The 22,677-nt window shown below is 34.3% G+C and carries 14 protein-coding genes; 6 read left to right on the forward strand and 8 right to left on the reverse strand.

The window, feature by feature from the left end; all coding sequences use genetic code 11:
* Window positions 1-2 precede the first annotated feature (2 nt).
* Window positions 3-380, reverse strand: coding sequence for a 30S ribosomal protein S12 (rpsL, locus tag K6119_RS06620; RefSeq protein ID WP_221837063.1), 378 nt, complete (start codon window positions 378-380; stop codon window positions 3-5).
* A gap of 280 nt (window positions 381-660) precedes the next feature.
* On the opposite strand from rpsL, the gene K6119_RS06625 reads away from it, so the two are divergent.
* On the forward strand, window positions 661-2,931 hold the full coding sequence (locus tag K6119_RS06625) for an ATP-dependent helicase (RefSeq protein WP_221837065.1): 2,271 nt from the start codon (window positions 661-663) through the stop codon (window positions 2,929-2,931).
* Here the strand turns inward: K6119_RS06625 and K6119_RS06630 are convergent, their stop codons facing one another.
* The 5 genes from K6119_RS06630 to porU all read right to left on the reverse strand — a co-directional run bounded on the left by K6119_RS06630 (window position 2,932) and on the right by porU (window position 12,353).
* On the reverse strand, window positions 2,932-3,663 hold the full coding sequence (locus K6119_RS06630; protein WP_221837067.1) for a phosphodiester glycosidase family protein: 732 nt from the start codon (window positions 3,661-3,663) through the stop codon (window positions 2,932-2,934).
* 5 nt (window positions 3,664-3,668) lie between these two features.
* The gene (locus tag K6119_RS06635; protein WP_221837069.1) at window positions 3,669-6,695 is read right to left on the reverse strand and encodes a sensor histidine kinase; all 3,027 of its coding nucleotides are present in this window, start codon (window positions 6,693-6,695) and stop codon (window positions 3,669-3,671) included.
* A gap of 70 nt (window positions 6,696-6,765) precedes the next feature.
* Window positions 6,766-7,272, reverse strand: coding sequence for a 2-C-methyl-D-erythritol 2,4-cyclodiphosphate synthase (gene ispF, locus K6119_RS06640; protein WP_237828115.1), 507 nt, complete (start codon window positions 7,270-7,272; stop codon window positions 6,766-6,768).
* Entirely contained in the window at window positions 7,259-8,497 is a 1,239-nt protein-coding gene (gene porV, locus K6119_RS06645; RefSeq protein ID WP_221837071.1) for a type IX secretion system outer membrane channel protein PorV, read from the reverse strand. The genes ispF and porV overlap by 14 nt, the downstream gene beginning before the upstream one ends.
* Window positions 8,498-8,555: 58 nt before the next feature.
* On the reverse strand, window positions 8,556-12,353 hold the full coding sequence (porU, locus tag K6119_RS06650) for a type IX secretion system sortase PorU (protein WP_221837074.1): 3,798 nt from the start codon (window positions 12,351-12,353) through the stop codon (window positions 8,556-8,558).
* A gap of 176 nt (window positions 12,354-12,529) precedes the next feature.
* On the opposite strand from porU, the gene K6119_RS06655 reads away from it, so the two are divergent.
* The 3 genes from K6119_RS06655 to K6119_RS06665 all read left to right on the forward strand — a co-directional run bounded on the left by K6119_RS06655 (window position 12,530) and on the right by K6119_RS06665 (window position 17,653).
* A complete protein-coding gene (locus K6119_RS06655) occupies window positions 12,530-13,522 on the forward strand; it encodes a PorP/SprF family type IX secretion system membrane protein (RefSeq protein WP_221837091.1) in 993 nt (330 codons plus the stop codon).
* 73 nt (window positions 13,523-13,595) lie between these two features.
* Window positions 13,596-15,659 carry an SUMF1/EgtB/PvdO family nonheme iron enzyme gene (locus K6119_RS06660; RefSeq protein WP_221837104.1) on the forward strand — a complete coding sequence of 688 codons (2,064 nt, stop codon included), beginning with the start codon at window positions 13,596-13,598 and terminating at the stop codon, window positions 15,657-15,659.
* A gap of 281 nt (window positions 15,660-15,940) precedes the next feature.
* Entirely contained in the window at window positions 15,941-17,653 is a 1,713-nt protein-coding gene (locus K6119_RS06665) for a DUF4139 domain-containing protein (RefSeq protein WP_221837107.1), read from the forward strand.
* Between the two features lie 34 nt (window positions 17,654-17,687).
* On the opposite strand, the gene K6119_RS06670 is transcribed toward K6119_RS06665, so the two are convergent.
* Window positions 17,688-18,452 (reverse strand): lysophospholipid acyltransferase family protein, encoded by a 765-nt coding sequence (locus K6119_RS06670; protein ID WP_221837109.1) that lies wholly within the window; start codon window positions 18,450-18,452, stop codon window positions 17,688-17,690.
* A gap of 161 nt (window positions 18,453-18,613) precedes the next feature.
* Between K6119_RS06670 and K6119_RS06675 the strand changes: the two genes are divergently transcribed.
* Window positions 18,614-20,500, forward strand: a complete 1,887-nt coding sequence (locus tag K6119_RS06675) for a T9SS type A sorting domain-containing protein (RefSeq protein ID WP_221837111.1) — start codon at window positions 18,614-18,616, stop codon at window positions 20,498-20,500.
* A 58-nt stretch (window positions 20,501-20,558) separates the two neighbouring features.
* On the forward strand, window positions 20,559-21,548 hold the full coding sequence (gene moaA, locus K6119_RS06680; RefSeq protein ID WP_237828116.1) for a GTP 3',8-cyclase MoaA: 990 nt from the start codon (window positions 20,559-20,561) through the stop codon (window positions 21,546-21,548).
* Here the strand turns inward: moaA and K6119_RS06685 are convergent.
* Entirely contained in the window at window positions 21,545-22,612 is a 1,068-nt protein-coding gene (locus tag K6119_RS06685) for a PA0069 family radical SAM protein (RefSeq protein WP_221837114.1), read from the reverse strand. The genes moaA and K6119_RS06685 overlap by 4 nt on opposite strands.
* Between the last annotated feature and the right edge of the window lie 65 nt (window positions 22,613-22,677).

Here is a 22,677-nt window from a genome sequence, read left to right on the forward strand (position 1 = left end):
AATTATTTTTGCTTTGGTCTTTTAGCACCATATTTAGATCTTCTTTGTAATCTACCTTCAACACCAGCAGTATCCAAAGCTCCTCTTACAATGTGATATCTTACACCAGGTAAATCTTTTACTCTTCCACCTCTTACAAGTACAATAGAGTGCTCTTGTAAATTATGTCCTTCACCTCCGATATAAGCATTCACCTCTTTACCGTTAGTTAATCTAACCCTTGCAACTTTTCTCATTGCCGAGTTAGGTTTTTTAGGCGTAGTTGTGTAAACTCTCACACAAACCCCTCTTCTTTGTGGGCAAGAATCTAAAGCAGCAGACTTTGATGTAGCCTTCTGTGCAGTTCTCCCTTTTCTTACTAGTTGTTGAATAGTTGGCATATTCTAAATACTATATTTTATCTAATGTTTCGCAATATTTTACACCCAAATTCGCAAAAATTCGGAGTGCAAAGGTATTAAGTTTTTTTTATAAAACAACATTTAGGTATATTAATTCTAACATTTTTCACAATTGACTGTGGAAATAGTTTACTACCCAATTAAAAATCAATCAGTTTTATTAAAAATTTGAATATTTAAACCCTTGATTTTTAGTGCGTTTTTATTTTTCATTCATTTTCTAACCCCTCTCAAAGCTGCATTATATTATTTTTGTGTTATGCGATATTTGGAGACTCTTAACCCCCAACAACTTGAAGCCGTCAAACACACCGAAGGCCCTTCTATGGTTATCGCCGGAGCAGGTTCCGGTAAAACCAGGGTATTAACTTTTAGAATTGCCTATCTAATTGAAAACGGTGTTGACCCATTTAACATTTTGGCCCTAACGTTTACCAACAAAGCGGCAAGAGAAATGAAATCAAGAATTGCAAGTATCGTTGGTGCATCAGAAGCCAAAAATATTTCAATGGGAACCTTTCACTCTGTTTTTGCCAGAATATTAAGGCATCATTCTGACAAATTAGGTTACCCATCTAACTTTACTATTTACGATACACAAGATTCCAGATCACTATTAAAGACCATCATCAAAGAATTAAAATTAGATGATAAAACATATAAGCCATCTTTAGTACATGGAAGAATCTCTTCTGCCAAAAACAACTTAATATCTGCCGCAGCTTATGAAGCCAATACTGACATAGTTGCTGAAGACAGAATGAGCGGAAAGCCAAGACTATTTGAAATATATAAAGCGTATGAAAAAAGATGCTTTATGGCAGGAGCAATGGATTTTGATGATTTACTATATAAAACCAACGTATTATTAAGAGATCATCCTGATGTTCTTCATTTTTATCAGCAAAGGTTTAGGTACATATTAGTTGATGAGTATCAAGACACCAATTATGCTCAGTACTTAATAGTTAAAAAATTAGCTGATGTATATCAAAACATTTGTGTAGTTGGAGATGATGCGCAAAGTATCTATTCTTTTAGAGGAGCCAATATTGAAAACATCCTAAATTTTAGAAACGATTACCCGGATTGTGTGACTTTCAAATTGGAGCAAAATTACCGAAGTACAAAGACAATTGTAAATGCAGCCAACAGCATCATCCAAAAAAACAAAGATCAAATTGAAAAAACAGTTTGGACCGACAATGATGATGGCAACAAGATAAAAGTCATTAGAACCTTAACCGACAATGAAGAAGGTAAAGTGATCAGCAACATGATTCATGAAGTTAAATACAATGAACAAGCTGCAAACGAAGACTTCGCTATTCTATATAGAACAAATGCACAATCAAGATCTTTTGAGGAAGCCCTAAGAAAGTTAAACCTGCCTTATAAAATTTATGGTGGACTTTCATTTTATCAGAGAAAGGAAATCAAAGACTTATTGGCATACTTTAGATTAACAGCCAATCCTAATGATGAGGAAGCTTTAAAAAGAGTAATTAATTATCCAAAAAGAGGAATAGGTAAAACTACAATTGAAAAAATAATAGTAGCAGCTGATCATTATGAAGTTGGATTGTGGGATGTAATTACTAATCCAGCCAAATACCCAACTGGTATTCCAGGTGCTGCCCAAAATAAAATCAGCTCATTTGTAACGGCTATTAAAAGCTATCAAGTAGAACTTGAAAAAGTAGACGCTTATGAATTGGCACAAAATATTGCCAAAAGTTCGGGGATCACAAAGGAGCTTTATGATGACAAAACTCCTGAAGGTGTGGCCAGATATGAAAATATACAGGCACTTCTAGCAGGTATAAAGGAATTTACAGAATCTGTAAGTGAAAATGAAACTGCATATTTAAGTGACTTCATGATTGATGTTGCTTTACTAACAGATGCAGATGAAGAGAAAGAAGAGGATAAAGATAAAATCACATTGATGACAATACATGCATCCAAAGGACTAGAATTTCCTTATGTATTTATTGTAGGAATGGAAGAAAATTTATTCCCTTCTCAAATGTCTTTGAATTCAAGATCAGATTTAGAAGAAGAAAGACGTTTGTTTTATGTAGCCTTGACCAGAGCAGAGAAAAAAGCGGTACTATCTTACGCTACCAGCAGATATAGATGGGGAAATCTTATCACTTCTGAGCCAAGTAGATTTATTGAAGAAATCGATACTGAGTTCTTAGAAATTAATAATCCGTCAAGAGGTACTGGAAGATCTTTAAACCAAATGAACTTTGAAAGAAAGGTTGGTATCCCAGGTAAAAAATTGTTTTCAGATAAGGAAAGAAAACTTAAGAAGATTAGTAGTTCAGAAGTTCAGTCTAAGTCCGGTACCAAGGCAAGTGATTTAGATTTGAAAGTTGGATACAATGTGATGCATGAGAAATTCGGCAAAGGAAAAGTGGTTGGCTTAGACGGAAGTCCTCCGACAAAGGCCACGGTATTTTTTCCTAAAGTTGGAAACAAGCAATTATTGTTGAAGTTTGCTAAACTAGAAATCCTGGATTAACTAATCCAAATCTTTTGTTTCAGCAATTATAATAGCGAATTCGCCACCATGTTCTACCCAATTTTTAGATGGTAAATACGTCTTCGACACAAATCCATCCAAATAAAGTGCATTCTTACAACCCTCATTTTTAAAATAGGTGGCAAAGTCAAAAAAGTTTATGTTGTACGTAGACATGGCAAACAATAAATCACCATTAGGTAAAATCCCTACTCCATTTCTTCTATTTACATTTTCAGATTCAGCCGTAAATTGAGAATTATAATCTCCATCTATTAATAACATTGGGCCAGATTGAGTGGCGTACTTAATATCATCAGTCAATTTAAACGAATCAGTTACTGCAATGAATGGCTGATTTGCATTTGTAATATAAAAAACACCATTAGGTTGCATGTAAAAATTACCTGCTCCATTCTTAAAGCGTTCAATATTATTTAACACTTCTCCATTTTCAATATATAAACCTGTTGGAGTAAGACTACTGTGATACAAACCACCATTCATGGCAAATACCAATTCTTTACCTTCAGAATTTAACTTGTCTTTTAGATTATCAAAGTTTTTATAGAATTTACCTTGTTCATCTTTCCAATAGAAATTCAAATCCTGTTCTTGAAGATTTACCTTGTAACTTAAAATTCCTCCTTCTGGAATTTCATTTTGGATATTACCTGAACAAGCACAAAGCAAAAAAGATAGTATTGAAAGAGTAATAATCCTTTTTGTCATATTATTTATATCGATAATCTGAAAACCACTTTTGTACCTTTTGGACTACCAGATGCATCTTGTAGATCAATTATTTCAAAAGGAACAAAATCAACTTCCTGATTAAGATTTGAAAGCCTCTCTTGCGTTACTTTTAATGCAGTGGATTTATGATAATTTTCTTTTTGCATATTGTACTCCTCAGCTTTTTTTCTTCCTCTACCATTGTCCTCCACAAAACATTCAAGCAGGTGTTCATTCAATAACTTAAACCCAACCTTAATAACTCCAGGATAATCTATTTCTTTAAGTCCATGAATTATAGCATTCTCAACAAATGGCTGAATCATCAATGGAGGTAGAATTTCTTCGGCAGCATCTAAATCTTCATCTATCTCTACAAGAAGATCAAAATCATGATTTGACGTTAGTTTCTCCAATTGAACGTAATTTTCAAGTGTTTCTACCTCATCATCAATTGAAATAAATTTTTCTCTTGAATTTTCCAACACTCTTCGCATCAACTTTGAGAATTTAGATAATGCATAACGCGCCTTATCTGTATCATTTAAGATAATCTGATTATGAATGGATGTCAGCACATTAAAAATGAAGTGTGGATTCATTTGTAAACGAAGTGCTTTCTGCTCTAACTCAATCAAATTTTTCTCCATTTCAAATTTCTCTAATAATGCTCTGTTTTTTCTTCTTATTCTCATCCAAACAAAAAACGCAACCAAAAGAAGTATAAAACCTATTATACTATAATATGTCGCTTTGAACCAAAACTTTTCATAGTATGGCTGATCAATCTTAAAAGACAATTTTATTGGTTCAGTATCCCAGTTTTCGTCTATTGAAGCTTGTACTTGAAATTCATACGACCCTGGTTGAAGATTACTATATGTTGCCGTTGTTATTTTTGAAGGTGGAGTCCAATCAGGATCTGCGCCAATTAATCTCCATCTATATCTTATATTATTTGAATATGTATAATGAATTGCCTTAAACATAAAACCAATGTGATTCATATCGTACGGCAAAGTCAATGATTTAACCATCTTACCATCTTGAAAATAATCTGCATATTCCGTTTTTTCAATTGACTCGTAAAAGATGCTAAAATCATTTAAACTTAAAACAGGGGGCTTTCTTTGTTCATAATTAACTTCACCTCCCTGATACAAATACAAGCCGTTCACTGAACCAAACCACAAATTTCCATTTTGATCCAAGTCTACTGCATTTATATTTGCCTCAACTCCTTCAAACCCCTCTTCAAATCCAAAATGTTCAATTTTCCTGATTTGGTATGAAGAGTCTAAAACTATTTTATCTAATCCTTTTTCAGTTCCAACCCACAGATCATAACCATTTAACACCAATTGATAGATGTTATTAGAGCGCAAACCATTCTCTGTATTAATCCATTTTCTTGTCCCTAAACTATCTCCCTCTAAAGACAATTCCAAAACACCATTATCAGAACTTCCCAGCCATCTTTTATTATAATCCCCAACACAGTTTCTAAATACAGAACCATTTTCTTGAGAAACCAGCAATTTACCTTTTCTAAAATAACCGTAACTACCGTCATCACCTGTAAACCACATTTGATTTTTGATGAAGTTTAGTGAATTGATACGCATTGGAAAATCACCATTTTCTGGACGAACTTTTAAAAACTTTTGATTCAATGGAAATTCGTAATTCTTCTTTAACATATATACTCCTCCACCACTGGTACCTATATACATAGTTTTGTCTAATGGATCTTGAGCAAATGTTTTAATCCAAGAAGAAGACAATCCGGCTCTATTTACGTAAGTATAAATTGTATCCTTTCCGTCATATTGAGAAAAAATTCCCAAACCACTTCCCTCTGTACCAATCCAAATGTCTCCATTAGAATCTTCAAAAAGGGCTTTAACTTTTTCATTATAGAATCCAAATTCTTCGTCAAAAATCACTGAAGAAGTATCATTGATTCGAACAACCGATCCACCTTCTGTTGATACCCATAAATCATTTTTCTTTGTGCTTTTGACTGCGTAGACATAATTTGCATTTAATCCTGTGCTTGTATTATATGCAATGAAAGGACTGTTTTGATATATCGAAATCCCACCTCCCGAGGTGCCTATCCAAATATTATCCCACAAATCTGCCTTGATGGTTCTGATGTGGTTATTTGATAAACCATTAGAAGTTTGATAATTTCTCAAAAATCCCTCCTTTACTGAATAAAGAAAAACACCATTATTTAAAGTCCCAATCCACAATTCATTATCCTTTGAATTAAACAAAGTAAGAATGATCATGTCTTCAATTTCTTTGAAAGGACTAGCTTTTAATTTTCCTTCTTTGGGATCATAGATTTCCACTCCCCCACCATATGTTCCGATTACCCAATAATTATCAAATATGGCTACGCAATTAATTTGATTAACTGAAAGACCTTTTGCCCGATTAATTTTCCTCATTGGATCAGAAAAATGCATTAGGCCATTGTTTGTTGCACACCACAAATCATCTTCATATTGAAAAAATTGATTTACAGACTGATCTTTCAATGACACATTATCATCATACCTACTCAACAGATTATTGGTTTGTTGAAATACTCCCTTATCTGTTCCGACATAAATCTCATTATTCCAACTAATAACATCTTGAGCCACTAATAAAGGATCATCAAACCTATAAGCATCAATAAACTCACCTTTCAGGCTAAAAACTGTAACACCACCTTTCTGTCCAACCCAAATCTGATCTTTTATTTGACTTAGGCAGTAAACTCTATTTGAAATAAGTGAATCATTCTTTGTGAAATATTCAAATTCCTCACCATCATACCTGCATAGTCCGCCACCTTGAGTACCTATCCAAACATGTTGTGTTGAATCAAATAAAATTGCATATGCCTGTGACTGAGGCAAACCTTCTTGAATAGAAAGTTTTTGAAAGTTATAGGCTTGACCATAACCATCACATCCGCATATTAGAATAAATGCGAGTAGAATTGTTTTAATATGATTTCTAAATGAAAACACGCATCCTAATTTAATGAATGCAATTGAATGGAGATTTAGAAGATCAATTGGAATTATTATTTGAATTGTTTCATTTAATATTTGCAGGAAACAACAGGCAATTGCAATACGCTTTTATACCTTCACCTTTTCCGACAAAACCGAGTTTTTCTCCTCTGGTTGCTTTAATTGAAATTTGATCTACTTCAGATTTAAGAATTTCAGCAATTATTGATCTCATTTCATCCGTATAAGGACTTAATTTTGGAGATTCTAACATAACAGTTGCATCAATATTACCCAATTGAAAACCTTTATCTTCAACCAAGTCAAATGTTTTTTGCAATAAAATTTTAGAATCTATCCCTTTATATTGTGGGTCTGTGTCGGGAAATTGATGTCCAATATCTTTCAAACCGGCCGCCCCAAGTAATGCATCACAAATAGCGTGTAACAATACATCTGCGTCTGAATGTCCGACAGCACCAAACTCTGAAGGAATTTTAACCCCTCCTATTACAAGTGAATATCCGTCAGCTAATTGATGGACATCTACTCCAAAACCAATTCTGAAAAGTGGCAGATTAATCTGAGACACCAGCGTCTGAAGCTTTTTTGTTACCGAACTTAAATTTCAAAGAAAATCTAAGTGTATTGGCAAGTGGATTATTTCTATACACTGAAGCCAAGTATGAGATATCTAATCCAAATACTCCGAAATAAATTCCAGCTCCAAATGTCAAGAATCTTCTGGCACCTTTTGAATAATGCTCATGAAAATATCCAGTTCTAACTGCTAAAATTGTGCTGTACCAGTATTCAACTCCAAAAGCCAAGTTGATTTCTCTCATTTCTTCGCCAAAACGACTGTTATTTTTTACAACAGGATTTCCAGCCTCATCATAAGTAACGATTCCTGGTGCATCATAAAATGATTGTAACATCCCTTTAACAACACCTACTTCAGGATTTAAACCAGAAACTAAATCTCCATCACCATTATATTCAGGCTGTGTAGGAACCAAAAGTTTGTTAAAGTCTACAGTTCCAGTTAAAGAGTTGTATTTGTCAAACTCAACATTTAACGCTGTTCCTAATCTTAAATTTGTAGGTAAAAAATCTCTTTCAGCTTCAACAGTATAGGCTACTTTATTACCGATATTAGAAATAGCAGCACCAATTGAAACAGTTGCATCTTTATCACCTAAAGCAATCTCATCATTAAACCAAGAATAAGATACATCAACTGCTCCTGCTATCCCAGGTTTAGAACCAACATTTCCAACAGTTGAACCACCAGTTAAATTTGAATAAACAAATTTTGCATTCATACCCAAAGCACTTCTGTCTGATAATTTGAATGCATATCCACCTAAAATTTCAAACTCATTTGGAGTAAATGGTCTGATTTCTGTTCCAAGATTATCTGTGAAGATGATTTGTCCCAGAGAAAAATATCTCAACGATCCACCAACAGCATGACGATCACTTAATTTAGTGTAACCACTGATGTAAGATAAATGAATATCATCTACTAATTGTCTTAACCAAGGTGAATAAGAAGCAGAAAACTCAGCTTTTTCTTTTGAAAAAACCAATTTTGAAGTATTCCAATGGAATGAATTGGCATCAGGAGAAATGGCAACACCAGCATCTCCCATGGCTCCAGATCTTGAATCAGGAGAAATTATTAAAAAAGGAACAGCTGTTGTAATTGTGTTCAATTGCACCTGTTGTGCCTTTTCTTCTTGGTTACCTAAATTTTGAGCTCCTGCTGTAATAGCAAGCGTCAAACTCAAAATCATCCCTACAATTTTCTTCATTTTGGTTATAAAAGATTCCACAAATATACGTAATCCAAAAAAGTATATTGTGTGAAGTTTATAAAATGACCAACTTTTCTAATATTTCTGCTTTTTCTCCTTCAGGAGTTTCAACTGTTAGTCTGTACACATACACCCCTCTTCCTAGCTTATCTCCGTACTCATCTCTACCATCCCAATTGATGCCTTCACTACGATAAGCAATGGTATTCACATTTTCAATTAATGTTTTCACCAACTTACCTGAAACAGTGAAAATCTCAATCTTAACATCCAATGGAGTACAGCATTGATTATGTTCAAAATAAAAATCTGTATTGGTTGTAAATGGATTCGGATAATTCAATAAATGTGAGATACCTAAATCAGCTTCTTCAATAACTACAAACTCTAAAACAGATTCAGATGAATTATTGTTCACATCCCAGACTTTAAATGTTAGCGTATGATTTCCTGGAGTAAGATCACTCAATTGGTAACTTACCTTTCCACTTTGATAAGTATCTAAATCAGCCTCATAAAAGTTATTTAAGATAATTGGATCAGCTGTATTTCCATCTAAGATCAATGTAATATCATGACCTATTCCATTTCCTGTGGTATTAATACCGTTCTCATCTGTAATTTCAGCTATAAATAATGGACTTTCATCAGTTGTTCCTCCATTAGCGAAATTCTGGTCATTCATGTAAAGCGAAACTTCCGGTCCATCATTATCCACTACTCCATTTGGATCTACTCCTCCAACAACTATTGTAGTATCATAACCAAATTGATTTGAACTGTTGTCATTTGCATAATAGGATATTTTCCCTTTTCCAAACGAATAATCAATATCCTTGGGAACTACAAAAGAGAATGTAAAATAACCATTAGCTACTGTTGCCTTTCCTTTGTAAATAATATTGTTTTGGATATCAAAAGTTTTAATTGGTGAATCCGGATCATTTCCTAGCGTACTTTTATTTTTCCATTTATCATATACAGTTGGATAAACTATGCCATTATAATTACTCAACAAACTTCCAGATTCATTTTCAATGTGACCACTTACAGTAATTTTAGACAATGCCTTTAAGGTATCTATTGAAGTCATTGTAACATTTACACCGTTAATACTATCAGTAACAACTAGTGGTTGTGGTTTCCCAATCTTTAATGCAGGATCACCCAAGACCGTAAAATTTCTTTTATTCTCAGAAGATCCGGTAGCATTTTTAGTTCTTCTTGTGATTTCTCCCAAAGTTAGCGGTTGTCCATTTTCTTCTTTAAATAGCTCAGAATATAGATTCTTTACAAGAGCTGAGTTAACGGTGATATAAACAAGTCTTGTAGTGGTAAGTAAACCAACCGCACCTCCATAAGGAGTAGTCAAAGTTCGTTCACCCGCAGAAACTCTTTCAGGATCATCAAATCGACTAAATTCACAAGTTGCCGAAATGAAAATACAGAGATTGTTCACGTTGGTCCAATTTTCTATCATATTGATAGTTACCGCTCTTTCTAAAGTCAATCCTGTTTCGCCTCCATGACCTACATAATTAAAGACCAATGCACCTTGATTAATGTTTTGATTTATCGCTTCTTCTACATCCGGATATCTTTGACCTCCTGAAGTAACTACTTGTTGATAAGCATCAAGATAAATCTTTACAATATTCATTTCGGGATAAAGATTTTCTGTGCTATCACTCAGAATTTCACAATCTTGAACAAACTGGCCATTATCCTGATCATCCGCCATTAATACAAGACGATTTCTCCAATCACCAAAAGAAGAAGAATACCCCGACTGATCACACTGAATACCTTCTGCATTACCGTACAAATAAGATCCATAATTCATGTAATGATCAATTTTATCAATTACCTGCTCTGCCGCCACAATATTATCTACCGGAATTCTACCAACGCCAATATCCATCAAATCAGCAGGAGACATTGCTTCTAAATCGTCTAAAATTCCGAAGAAGTCATCAGATGTATATGAATCTACATAATCAATATCTATATCATTGTCATCATTATTATATGTAGGAATTAAATAATTATTACCCGGCAATCTATTGAGAGGATCATAAGTCCCATCTCCAAACAAGCATAAATGATCAGGCATTAAATTTGGATCTCCGGCTGCTCGATCATAAAACATTTTCATCAACCATCTAACAGCAACTGGATCAGAAACACCCCCAGAAAATTCATTGTAAACATCTTGAATATCCACAAGGTGAACTACTTCTCCCAGATTTTGATGAAGATTTTGCAATCTTTCTGCCTGAGACCACAAAGAACTATGAGTAACAATAACATAATCGCATTGAGGTAATGCATGCAAATCTTGATTCTCCACCTTGTACATAAATATAGGAGCCAATGCCTGTCCAGCATTAAAGGCAGCTACACTCCTTAAAGAATCTGTATTTAATGTAAATGTAAAAGTTGATCCTGCTAGGTTTCCTTGAATTGCAGTGGCATTTGAAGGATCCGTTACTTCCCAAAAAAACGAACTACTGTTAGATCCTGCAACGGAAAACTGAGTAACATTGCCGCCACCAACTGTAGCCAAATCTCTAATTAAGATCTGTTCAGAAGCCAAGGTTGCATTCCGTCTGTAGTTAAACATTAAATAATCTAACCAAGCTTTACTTCCAGGACTCGTCCTATTAAAAATGACATCAACTGACAAATTTGAAGTATTAACATTATAAGTAACTGTATTTGAGTTTCTCATTGCTTCATTATACGAGCCAACAAATGGAGTACAAGACAGATTTTCTTGCATACTTCCGTTGATATAAACTTCCATAGCTCCAGTTCCACTCGGAACTTTAGAAGCAATGGCTGTTTTCATTTTAACTGGTGATGAAACATCAATATCAGTAAGTGCAATGGAAATATTATACTCTAATTGAATGTCAAAAACTTCACCCAACCAATTGTTCCCAGACTTAATCAAATTAATGTCATTTTTTTCGTGCAAAACAACATCATTGAAGGTAGATGTATTATGAGTCACCGGGTCAACAGATGAACTTTGATTCCCTACTCTTTTTGGACTTTCTGCTGCATCAATTTTTATAAAATAAGTATTTAAAGAATCTATTTTATTGGTAGAAAGATTAATGTCTGCCGTGTTATAGATCACTTCATCCGGACCGGTAGCATAAAACAAAAAATACTCGTTAGCTTCAAAAACATTATTTCCGTTACCCTCAAAATAAATGGCATTTTTCAGCAGATCATCAGGACGGTACTTATTATTGTTAGTTGGGTATTTAGCAACGTGATTCCCATAAACATTCAGATGATTAGGATTTAAATTGGCAACATTTACACCAATTGAACTTAAATAACTATAATCTAACTTATAGACACCTGTGCTGTAAACACCAATTTTATACCATTCTCCTGATGCTAATACTGAATTTGATGCAAAAGTAGCCGCGCGATCTAAGCTAGCGGATTTAGGCGTTGAAGTTGTCTGAATTTTTATTTCATCCACCATTTTAATGACACCATTTACTTTAACAATTGGATAATAGTAAATGGAAAAATAATTTTGTGTTCTAGCTGTTCCGAAATCAACCTTAATTTCCGGGTCTACAGGAATATCACTTTGTTGATATTGATACGGAATTTCAACATTTTTATACGAAACTGATAAAATTTGAAAATTATGTGAAAATTCTCCTCTTACCCCAAGTTCCTTTGTAACAGTAGAATACACCTTCTGATGTTGCTCATCAAATTCACATGGGAAACACTTATTTTGATCTGTACTCCATACATTTTTAAAAGAAAAAATTTCCGTTTGAGAAAAAAGGTTATTTTTGGTCCCCAATGTCAGAAACATTAAGGCAAGGAGAGTAAATCGAAAATCGAATTTCATGTTATGGAATAAGGTTGTCATAAAATTACTTTCAAAAACGAAGTAAAATAATTATTATTGCAAATCTTAGAAAAGTATTTAACAATTGTAACCTTTTGAACGAAGTTGGCGTTAAATCCTTTCGAGAAAGTATTTTTTGAATGAAGAAACATCTTAAAAATACAGGATTGACATTAATCCTGACGTTTTTAGTTGGAGGCTCAGCTTTCGGGCAAGATCCCGAGTTTACGCAGTTTTATGCCAACCCAATCTATTTAAATCCTGCCATGGCTGGAACGCATGGTTGTCCTAGGATTGCTTTGAACCATAGAAATCAATGGCCTTCGTTATCTGGTGCATTTATCACCAATACGATTTCATATGATCAGTACTCAAACATTCTTCATGGAGGAATTGCGGTACAGGTTACCAATGATATGGCCGGAAAAAACACTTTGAACTGGTCAACGATTAATTTAGCCTACTCTTACCACCTTGCTGTAACAAGAGAATTCTCTTTTCTTTTTGGAGCACAGGCAACATGGAACCAAAAGTTCTTAGATTGGGGTAAATTATCATTCGGAGATCAAATTGACCCAAGAAGAGGTTTTATCTACCAAACAGGTGATTTACCAAGAGGTAATATTTTAGATAACGGTTGGGGTACTAGAGGATACTTTGATGTTTCTGCCGGAATTGTTGGTTTCTCTAAAAACTTTTATTTTGGATTTGCTGCAAAGCACCTTAATAAACCGGATGAAAGTTTAATTATTGGTACTTCAAGATTACCAATGAGATTTACCGGTCACATGGGAGCAAACATTGTATTCGGAAAACAATCTCAATACAGAAATCAAACTTCTTTGTCACCAAACATCATTTATACCTACCAGGATGGTTTTATGCAGTTAAACATTGGTACTTATGTTAAGTATGGAGTATTTACTGCAGGTGCTTGGTGGAGAGCAAGAGACGCATTTATTTTAACTATTGGTATTGATGCAGGATCATTTAGATTTGGATACAGTTATGATGTAACCATCTCTAAATTGACAAATGCATCTGGTGGATCACATGAGCTTTCAATGGCTTTCTTATTTAATTGTAGAGATAAGCCTAAAAAGTTTAGAACTATTTCGTGTCCATCTTTTTAAAAAGAATGTAACCTTTAACCAGGATATTGTTATAGCTGTGTAAATGAAAATTAAATTTGGCTAAATCATGAAAATGCAAGGGAGAAAATTATTCGTGTTAGTTGCTGCCGGTCTGATGGTGATTGGATGTGGTCGAGAGCGATCGAATGTAACGGGTTGGGAATTTAACAACCCTAAAAACGGAGGTTTCCAGAAAGTACCTTATTTTGACCAAGAAACAGGCCCAGGTCTGATCTTAGTAGAAGGTGGTACATTTACCATGGGTAGATCTGAACAAGATGTTACTTACGAATGGAATAACATTCCAAGACGTGTAACTGTGTCTTCGTTCTATATGGATCAATTTGAGGTAACTAACTTCAACTGGTTAGAATATTTGTATTGGATCAAAAGAACTTATGAAGAGTTCCCAATGATTTATCACAATGCTTTACCTGATACAAACTGTTGGAGAAATCCATTGGCGTTTAATGAGCCGTATGTAGAGTACTACTTACGTCACCCAGCTTATCAAAATTATCCTGTTGTAGGAGTTAGCTGGAATCAAGCCAATGAGTTTTGTAAATGGAGAAGTGATCGTGTAAACGAATTCATTTTGATTAGAGAGGGTGTATTAACTATGAACCCTGATCAAGCTGGTGAACCATTTACAACGGATGCATATTTAGCCAATCAATATCACCCGCAACCACAAGATGAGAAAGAACATCAATTAATCAACCTAAGCCCTATGCAAGGTTGGAGTGGTAAAAGAAAAGATTTAGGAACTCGTATTGTAAGAATGGAAGATGGTATCCTATTGCCAAAGTACCGTCTACCAACTGAGGCTGAGTGGGAGTTTGCATACTATGGATTAGTAGGTGCTATGACAAATCCTGCTGACCCTGGAGTTATTGAAAATAGAAGAACTTATCCTTGGACTGGTCACTGGGTTAGAGCTGATGATGCAGAATTCCAAGGTGATATTAGAGCTAACTTCGTAAGAGGTAGAGGTGATTACATGGGAGTTGCCGGTGCTTTAAATGATGCTGCAGATGTTACTGCTCCAGTTGATTCATACTGGCCAAATGATTACGGTCTTTACCACATGGCTGGTAACGTTTCTGAGTGGGTAATGGACGTTTATAGACCTTTATCACATGAGGATTTTGATGAATTCAGACCATTTAGAGGTAACGTATTCAAAACTAAAGTTCTTGGTAATGACGGAAACATTGATGAGAAAACTAACCAAGTATTGTATGATGTTTACGGAATGAGAGAGTACTTACACGAGTATGAAAGAAAAAGATTCCAAAGAGTTTCTGCTGGAGATCACATGCCTAAACCATCTGATTCTACTGATCAGTACAAAGGTATGACAATGAATGTTAAATCAAGAAACGACATTAACTATTACAATGCTCCACCTGAGCAAGTTTACTTGGTGAAAAACAAAAAGAAAGACTCTATTGAAATGTTACTATTATGGGAACTAAACAGAGTTGTAAATCAAGCTGTGGATGCTGCCAACAACCAATGGTATATGGAGGCTTCTGAGATTGTCCAAACAAATATTTTTGATGGATTGTTTGATGGAGTTGACCCTAGATTTGACATTCAAGATAACTTAGGTAATGTTTATCCATTGGAAATTATCTCAGAATTGAGAACTGGAATGTCTCAGTTTGTTGTTAACACTCCTGGTAAATTAAAATGGAGACAAGTTACAGCTGAAGAGAACATTAACAGATTGAACTATCAAAACTCTGACTACAGAGATTACAATGATGGTGATTTTGAGTCATCTATTTACTACGGAGGTACTACTGCTTCTTCACTAGAAAGACATGATGACAGAAAGAATAAGATCAACGAAGGAATCAGAGATGAGTCGTTAGTTATGTATCAAAATGATCATGAATTATATGACTTAACTGGTAACCAAATTAACCAAGATGCACAAGCTGCATGGCCAACTACTCTTTTATCTGATAAGTCTAGAGTATATAAAGGTGGTTCATGGAGAGATAGAGCATTCTGGATCGTTGGTTCTAACAGAAGATTTTTAGATGAAGATCAAAACATGTCTACTATTGGTTTCAGATGTGCCATGGATAGACTTGGATCTCCTAAAGGATTAGGAAGATACAGATAGTCATTATAAATGATAACTTTAAAAAAGCCTCGAATTATTTCGGGGCTTTTTTGTTTCCAATTACTCCTAATACACCGTTATAATTGTCGAAAAACTAAAAAATAATTTTGATTCACTAACAATGTCGAATCTTCCATTTTAACAATACTTTACATCAATTTGAATCAATCAACTATATGAGCAATTAAAGTAAAAAATGAACCTAATAAAATAACAGGTGTAGTCAGTTATGAAATCCAAATTTCAATTGGTCAATAAAACGACTAATAAAAATTAAACTGATGAAAAAAATAGTAATTGCCATATTCGCTTTAGGATTATTTACTAATCCTGTGAATGCCAAAAAAGAAAAGAATATTACCTCCAATATTCAAAAAGTTACTGTATACACACAAGGTGCACAAGTACAAAGAAAAGCATCATATGCAGTTGATAAAGGAATCACAACTTTAATCATTGAAGGTGTAAGCCCTAATATTGATCCAAACAGTTTGCAAGTACAAGCAACCGGTGAAATCGTAATATTAGATTCCAAATACCACATATTCTATCCACAACCAGATCCGGTATTAAACGCTAAAAATGCGATACCCGAAAAAATACTGAAGGAAATTGCAGCATTAGAAGATTCACTTTTTAATTTAGGATATGATATTTCTGATCTACAATACAAAATAGGTGTATTGAATTCAGAAAAGAAAATTATTGAGAATAATGGAACAATTAAAGGTGTAGGAAAAGTAAATGATTCTATCCCGCTATTGAAAGATGCCGTAAAATTCTATCACGAACAAATGATGCAAATTAACACCCAATTGCTCAAATTAGATAGAGCTAAATTCATATTGACGAAGGAGCAAAACAGAATGAATTCAAGACTTGCAGATTTAAAAAATTATAATCAAAATAACAATTTCAAACCAAATCAACCAGCACCACCAATCCATCAAATTAAAGTAACAGTTTCTTCTGAATCATCTCAAACCGGAAGAATAAAACTGTCATATTTAGTGAGTCAAGCCGGATGGGTACCAATGTACGATTTGCGTAGTTCAGCTGCTGCAGACAAAGTTGACCTAACCTATAAAGCACATGTATATCAAAACACAGGAGTTGATTGGGAAGGTGTTAAACTAAGCCTTTCAACCAACAATCCGTATGCGAATAAAACGAAACCATTGCTAACACCTTGGTATTTGGATTACAACAATTACAGAAGGGATCAATATCAAGCGAAAAAATCAGATACTAGAGCCGGAAATGGCTTAGGACAAGTTCCTTCAATGGAAAACAAGATGGCTGAAAGCAACGAAATGGAATTGGCATATGATGATTATGATGCTAAAACAGCACAAAATTTCACCACAATGGTAGAACAATTGCTTTCTGTTGAATACGACATTGATTTGCCTTATGATATTATGTCAGACAATGAAAAAAATATGGTTTTGGTAAATACTAAATCCCTCAACACAGAATACATGTATTATGCTGTACCTAAATTAGATCTTTCAGTGTATATGGTTGCTAGAATTTCAGATTTAGGAGATTTAAATCTAATTCCGGGGACAGCTAATCTTTTCCATGATGGAGCATATTTAGGAAACACATGGATTGATCCAGGAATTATGGCTGACACACTAGATTTAAGTTTAGGTAAAGATCCAAATTTAGTTGTAAAAAGAACATTACTAAAAAACGATTCTAAAGAAAGAGTAGTTGGAGACAAAGTTGTAAAAACCTTGGCTTACAAAATTCAGATTAGAAATCACAAGAACTCATCTGTGAAACTTATTGTACAGGATCAAGTTCCGATTTCTAGAAAGAAAGAAATTGAAGTTAGCATTGATGAATTAAGTCGTGGAGAATTAAATGAGATAACCGGAATCATCAATTGGAATACAAGAATCAAAAACGCTTCTACTAAAGAAATTGATTTAAAATTTACTGTCAAATATGATAAGACAGAATATGTAAACCTAGCTATCAACTAGCATTAATCAAAACAAATAAAATAGAGAGCCATTCTTATTCGGATGTGCTCTCTTTTGTTTTTTCAGGAAAGGAATCAAATTTCTTGGACTGTTCAATCGCATCCATCATTTGTTCGAGAATTTGCTCTACCGGCTGATCATAATCAATGTATAAAGGATCTTTAACACGCATTTTCAGAACGCTTCCTTTTTTACGCATTTTTAATCCTTTTTTATCAAATGCCCTTCTAAAACCGTCTATAACAACAGGAACAACAATGGGTTTATTGTTTTTTGCAATAATTGCAGTACCTACTCTACCCTTAGCATATGGTGAAGTAGTTCCTTGAGGAAAAGTGATTACCCACCCATCTTTTAATGCCATATCAATGTTTTTGGCATCTTGCTTGTTTCCTTTTCTTCGAACATTCTCGCCATTTGAACGCCACGTTCTTTGTATAGTTATCGCACCGGATAAGGCCAGAAGTTTCGGAATAATTCCACTACGCATTGTCTCTTCAGCAGCTATGTAATAAATGTTGTGCTTTTTAGGCCATAAAAAGCCCGGTCTACGTACTTTATTAGGTGATCCTAATAAAGAAGCATAAATTACATGAAAGAAAAAAGAAACATCCGCAAAGTAAGTTTGATGATTTGAAATTATCAAAACATTAGATTCTGGAAGATCCCTAAACTTTTCAGCACCTTTAATATCTGTTTTATATCTTAGATTAAAACGTCCATAAATTAACAGACCAAAAAATCTGATAATGAACTTTTTAACAAATATCCTTTGTCCAAATATGTTTTTCTTAAACAACTTTTAATTGAATTTTATTTTGCGAATTTAACGAAAGCGTTTGGTTTCTACCCAACGAATATCGCATTTAGCCGTTAAATAATGTGTAAAGTTTTTAATTGAGTGAATTAATAAAATTCAGCTTTATTGCTTAACTTTATAGTATCATTAATGAGATTACCATGAAAAAATTATTTACGTTATCCGCCGCAACGGCATTCCTTTTTACCTCAGCGATAGCGCAGAACCAAGAAAACTCTGTTGAAAAAGAAGAAGTTAAAACTGAAGTAACTGCACCAACTTTCTTTGTTAAAACACCTCCTTTAAGAGAGATTTTTAAGAAAGTATCACCTATTAAAGATCCAGACACTTACTATGCAAATTGGGAAGTTAAGGACAGGAAGCACGAACAAGTAGATTGGAATGACATCTCGGATCATGGTATACCTAGTAATGGTGGACAAGATCCTGCTTTACAAAGTGTACAAGGGACTAAAGATGGATCTAACACTTTGAAAGCAAATTGGCAGGCATTATCTGGTGCCAATCCTCCTGACCCAACTGGTGCAGCAGGGATTGATCATTATGTTCAAGCGGTTAACTCAAGTTATAGAGTTTATAACAAAGATGGATCGGCTGCAAGTGGAAGTTATCCTTTGAGTTCATTGTGGTCAGGATTTAGTAGTAAAGGAGACCCAATTGTGATGTATGATAGATATGCCGACAGATGGTTTATTTCTCAATTTCACTACTCAGGAACTATTACACCTCAAGCCCCTTATCATGTTTTAGTGGCTGTATCTGAAACATCAGACCCTTTAGGAAGTTACTATGCTTATAGCTGGCAGACTTCTACATTTCCAGATTATCCAAAATATTCAGTTTGGTCTAACGCTTATTTTTTGACTTTAAATACTACAGGAGCTGACTGTATTGCTTTAGAAAGAGACAAGATGTTAACAGGTGACCCTAATGCACAAATGATCTCCATGTATTTTCCATCAATGTATCAGTTCTTTAACTCAGTAGCACCAGCCTACGCCGAAGGATTATGGGCACCAGAAGGAGACGAGCCAGGATGGGCATTTGCAGTACAGGATGATTCATGGTCAGGAATTTCTGCGGATCACATTAAAATTTTAAAAATTACGCTTGATTGGGTAACACCGGCTAACTCAGATGTTGTTATTCATCAAGAATTAAATACTGCGGCATTCAACACAGTATTTACTAACAATTGGGATGACATTACTCAACCAGGTACATCACAAAAATTGGATGCTGTTACAGGTATCTTTATGTACAGAGCACAGTATAGAAGATTTCCTGGCTATGATGTAATTATGTTATGTCATACAGTTGACGTTAACAATGCTAACCGAGCAGGAGTAAGATGGTACGAGTTAAGAAAAGATGACGGATCAGATCAATGGTATGTACATCAAGAAAGTACATATGATCCAAATGATGGAGCCAGTCGTTGGATGGGTAACATTGGGATGGATTTAAATGGAAACATAGGTATGGCTTATAGTTTTGTTGGTCCAACTGATTATCCAGGTCTAAGATATACTGGTAGATTTATTGATGATCCTATTAATACAATGACCGTAGAGGAACAAATTGCAGTTGAAGGTGGCGCATCTAAAACTTCAGGAGGAAATAGATATGGAGATTATTCTCAAATAACAGTTGACCCAACTGATGATGCTACGTTCTGGTTTACTGGAGAATTTATTGACGCTACAGGTAGCCATAGAACACAAATTTTCTCATTTGCAATGTGGGAAGTTACCGGAATGGAAGAAGAGGAATTTAAAACTCCTTATTTTAATTCTTACCAACCTGACCCATACCATGTAAATGTAATGTGGAAGAATTTAAAAGATGATAAAATTGATATCACCTTATATGACATGTCAGGGAAAGTAATTGCAAAAGAAATTGATGTTGACGCAACTACAGGACAGCAAACATTTGACGTTCCTAACTCAGCTTCTGGTATTTATATCGTTGCTTTAGAAGGAGCTAATACTAAAATGTCTGATAAAATTTACTTAAGTAAATAAACATTGTAAGCATTAAACGAAGCCTTCCGTCTTTATGATGGAGGGCTTTTTTTGTAAGGTGAAGAACAAACAACTCATAGATAATTTTGGTCGATCGCATGATTACCTACGTATTTCATTATTGGAAAGATGTAATCTGAGATGCACCTATTGTATGCCTGAAGAAGGGATTCCTCTCCGAGATAAACAATTGTTTATGAGTCAGGAAGAGTTGTTTGATATAGTAGACACATTTGTTTCTCTGGGTGTCAACAAGATCAGATTAACAGGGGGAGAACCACTTATCAAGAAAAACTTTGCTCAAATCTTAGCTCACCTAGCTACACTTAATGTCAATTTAGCCATTACTACCAATGGAATTTTATTGGACAAATACTGGAATGAATTAAAAGACTCTGGTTTGGATACCCTTAACATTAGTCTAGACACCTTAATTGAAGAACGCTTCAATGCTATAACCAGACGATCATATTTTGAGCGTGTTTTAAATAACATTGAGGAAGCAATAGCTAGAGGTTTTGATGTAAAAGTAAATGTGGTATTGATTAAAGGTACTAACGAAGATGAAATCTTAGATTTTATTGAATTTACCAAAAACAGAAATGTATCAGTAAGATTCATAGAATTTATGCCTTTTGATGGCAATCAATGGGATTGGAGTAAAACAGTAAGTTTTAAATACATCATTGATACAGTTTCAGAAAAATACGGTTCTGCTTTGCAAAAACTAGAAGATGGTGAAAATGCCACTGCAAGGAATTATAAAATAAAAGATTTCAAAGGTAGTTTCGGAATCATCTCATCTGTGACAAATCCTTTTTGTGATTCGTGCAATAGACTTAGACTTACAGCTGACGGTAAAATAAAAAATTGTCTTTTTTCTTCTGAAGAAATTGATCTACTAAATGCTCATAGAAATGGACAAAATTTAGAAGACCTCATTCTTAAATCAGTTAAAAGTAAACATGCCGAAAGAGCAGGATTAAAATCATTTGATGCAGATGATTTTTCCTCAGAAAATAGAAGCATGGTTTCTATAGGAGGTTAAAATAGATTTAACTGCTGTCCTGGTCTCACAAACAAATCAGTATTAAAAGTAAATTCCGGTTTTACCATTAATTTGGACCTGTTTATTTCAAATAAGTCCTGGATCATTTTAGCCATACTCCCTTTTCCTCTCATCCTACCTCCGTCTATTGTATTTGACAAAACTCCTCCATTAGAACTTTTAATATGATTCAATACCTTATTAGCTCTTTCCGGATAAGTCTTTTCTATCCAATCGGTAAAAATATCACCAACTGATCCATTTAATCTTACCATAATATAATTTGCCCATTGAGCGCCTGCATCAGCTGCTTTTTTCAATATTTCAGGAATCTCATGATCATTTAAACCGGGAATAACAGGCCCTATCATAACTTGTGTTGGAATTCCATTCTTCACTAACGCCTCTATTGTTTTGAACTTATTCTTATTAGACGAAGTTCTAGGTTCTAACTTAGCTCTCAATGATTCATCAATTGATGTGATACTGATATTCACTAAAACCAAATCATCTTTTGCCAATTCACTTAGTATATCAATATCTCTTTCAATCAGACTATTTTTTGTAATAATACCAACAGGATTTTTATACTCGTTGAGGACCTTCAATAATTTTCTTGTCAATTCAAACTTTCGCTCAGCCGGCTGATAACAATCTGTGTTTCCTGACAGCATGATTCCTTCTACTTGCCAACTTTTTTTATCCAAAAACTTTCTTAATAATTGTTCAGCATTGGGTTTATACATTATTACACGTTCAAAATCCAGGGCCGGTTCATAACCCCAAAATTCATGTGTTGTTCTGGCATAACAATAGGCACATCCATGCTCACATCCTTGATACGGATTCATTGACCAATTCAAATAAATATCTTTGCTGGGCACCTTATTTACTAACGACTTTGGAAATACCTCCAAATATTTTGTCTTGACACCTTGTTCAAGTTCTTCCAGGCTAAAATCACTTAAATCATGATCAGCTTCATAATGGAACTTATTAAACTTGTTTTGAACAGTAGACTGAGCTCCTCTACCCTTTAATTTTAGTTGTTTCTTTTGATTCATAAGATCTATAATGCACTTCTACCGCATTGATCTTTACAACTACCAAATTGTGATTACAAATATAT

This window comes from Paracrocinitomix mangrovi (genome assembly GCF_019740355.2).
Lineage (GTDB): Bacteria > Bacteroidota > Bacteroidia > Flavobacteriales_D > Crocinitomicaceae > Paracrocinitomix > Paracrocinitomix mangrovi.

What these genes read in the sequence shown, in the direction of transcription:
- rpsL (WP_221837063.1), bottom strand. Translation starts at nt 380, where the DNA reads ATGCCAACTATTCAACAACTAGTAAGAAAAGGGAGAACTGCACAGAAG.
- K6119_RS06625 (WP_221837065.1), top strand. Translation starts at nt 661, where the DNA reads ATGCGATATTTGGAGACTCTTAACCCCCAACAACTTGAAGCCGTCAAA.
- K6119_RS06630 (WP_221837067.1), bottom strand. Translation starts at nt 3,663, where the DNA reads ATGACAAAAAGGATTATTACTCTTTCAATACTATCTTTTTTGCTTTGT.
- porV (WP_221837071.1), bottom strand. Translation starts at nt 8,497, where the DNA reads ATGAAGAAAATTGTAGGGATGATTTTGAGTTTGACGCTTGCTATTACA.
- porU (WP_221837074.1), bottom strand. Translation starts at nt 12,353, where the DNA reads ATGTTTCTGACATTGGGGACCAAAAATAACCTTTTTTCTCAAACGGAA.
- K6119_RS06655 (WP_221837091.1), top strand. Translation starts at nt 12,530, where the DNA reads ATGAAGAAACATCTTAAAAATACAGGATTGACATTAATCCTGACGTTT.
- K6119_RS06660 (WP_221837104.1), top strand. Translation starts at nt 13,596, where the DNA reads ATGCAAGGGAGAAAATTATTCGTGTTAGTTGCTGCCGGTCTGATGGTG.
- K6119_RS06665 (WP_221837107.1), top strand. Translation starts at nt 15,941, where the DNA reads ATGAAAAAAATAGTAATTGCCATATTCGCTTTAGGATTATTTACTAAT.
- K6119_RS06675 (WP_221837111.1), top strand. Translation starts at nt 18,614, where the DNA reads ATGAAAAAATTATTTACGTTATCCGCCGCAACGGCATTCCTTTTTACC.
- K6119_RS06685 (WP_221837114.1), bottom strand. Translation starts at nt 22,612, where the DNA reads ATGAATCAAAAGAAACAACTAAAATTAAAGGGTAGAGGAGCTCAGTCT.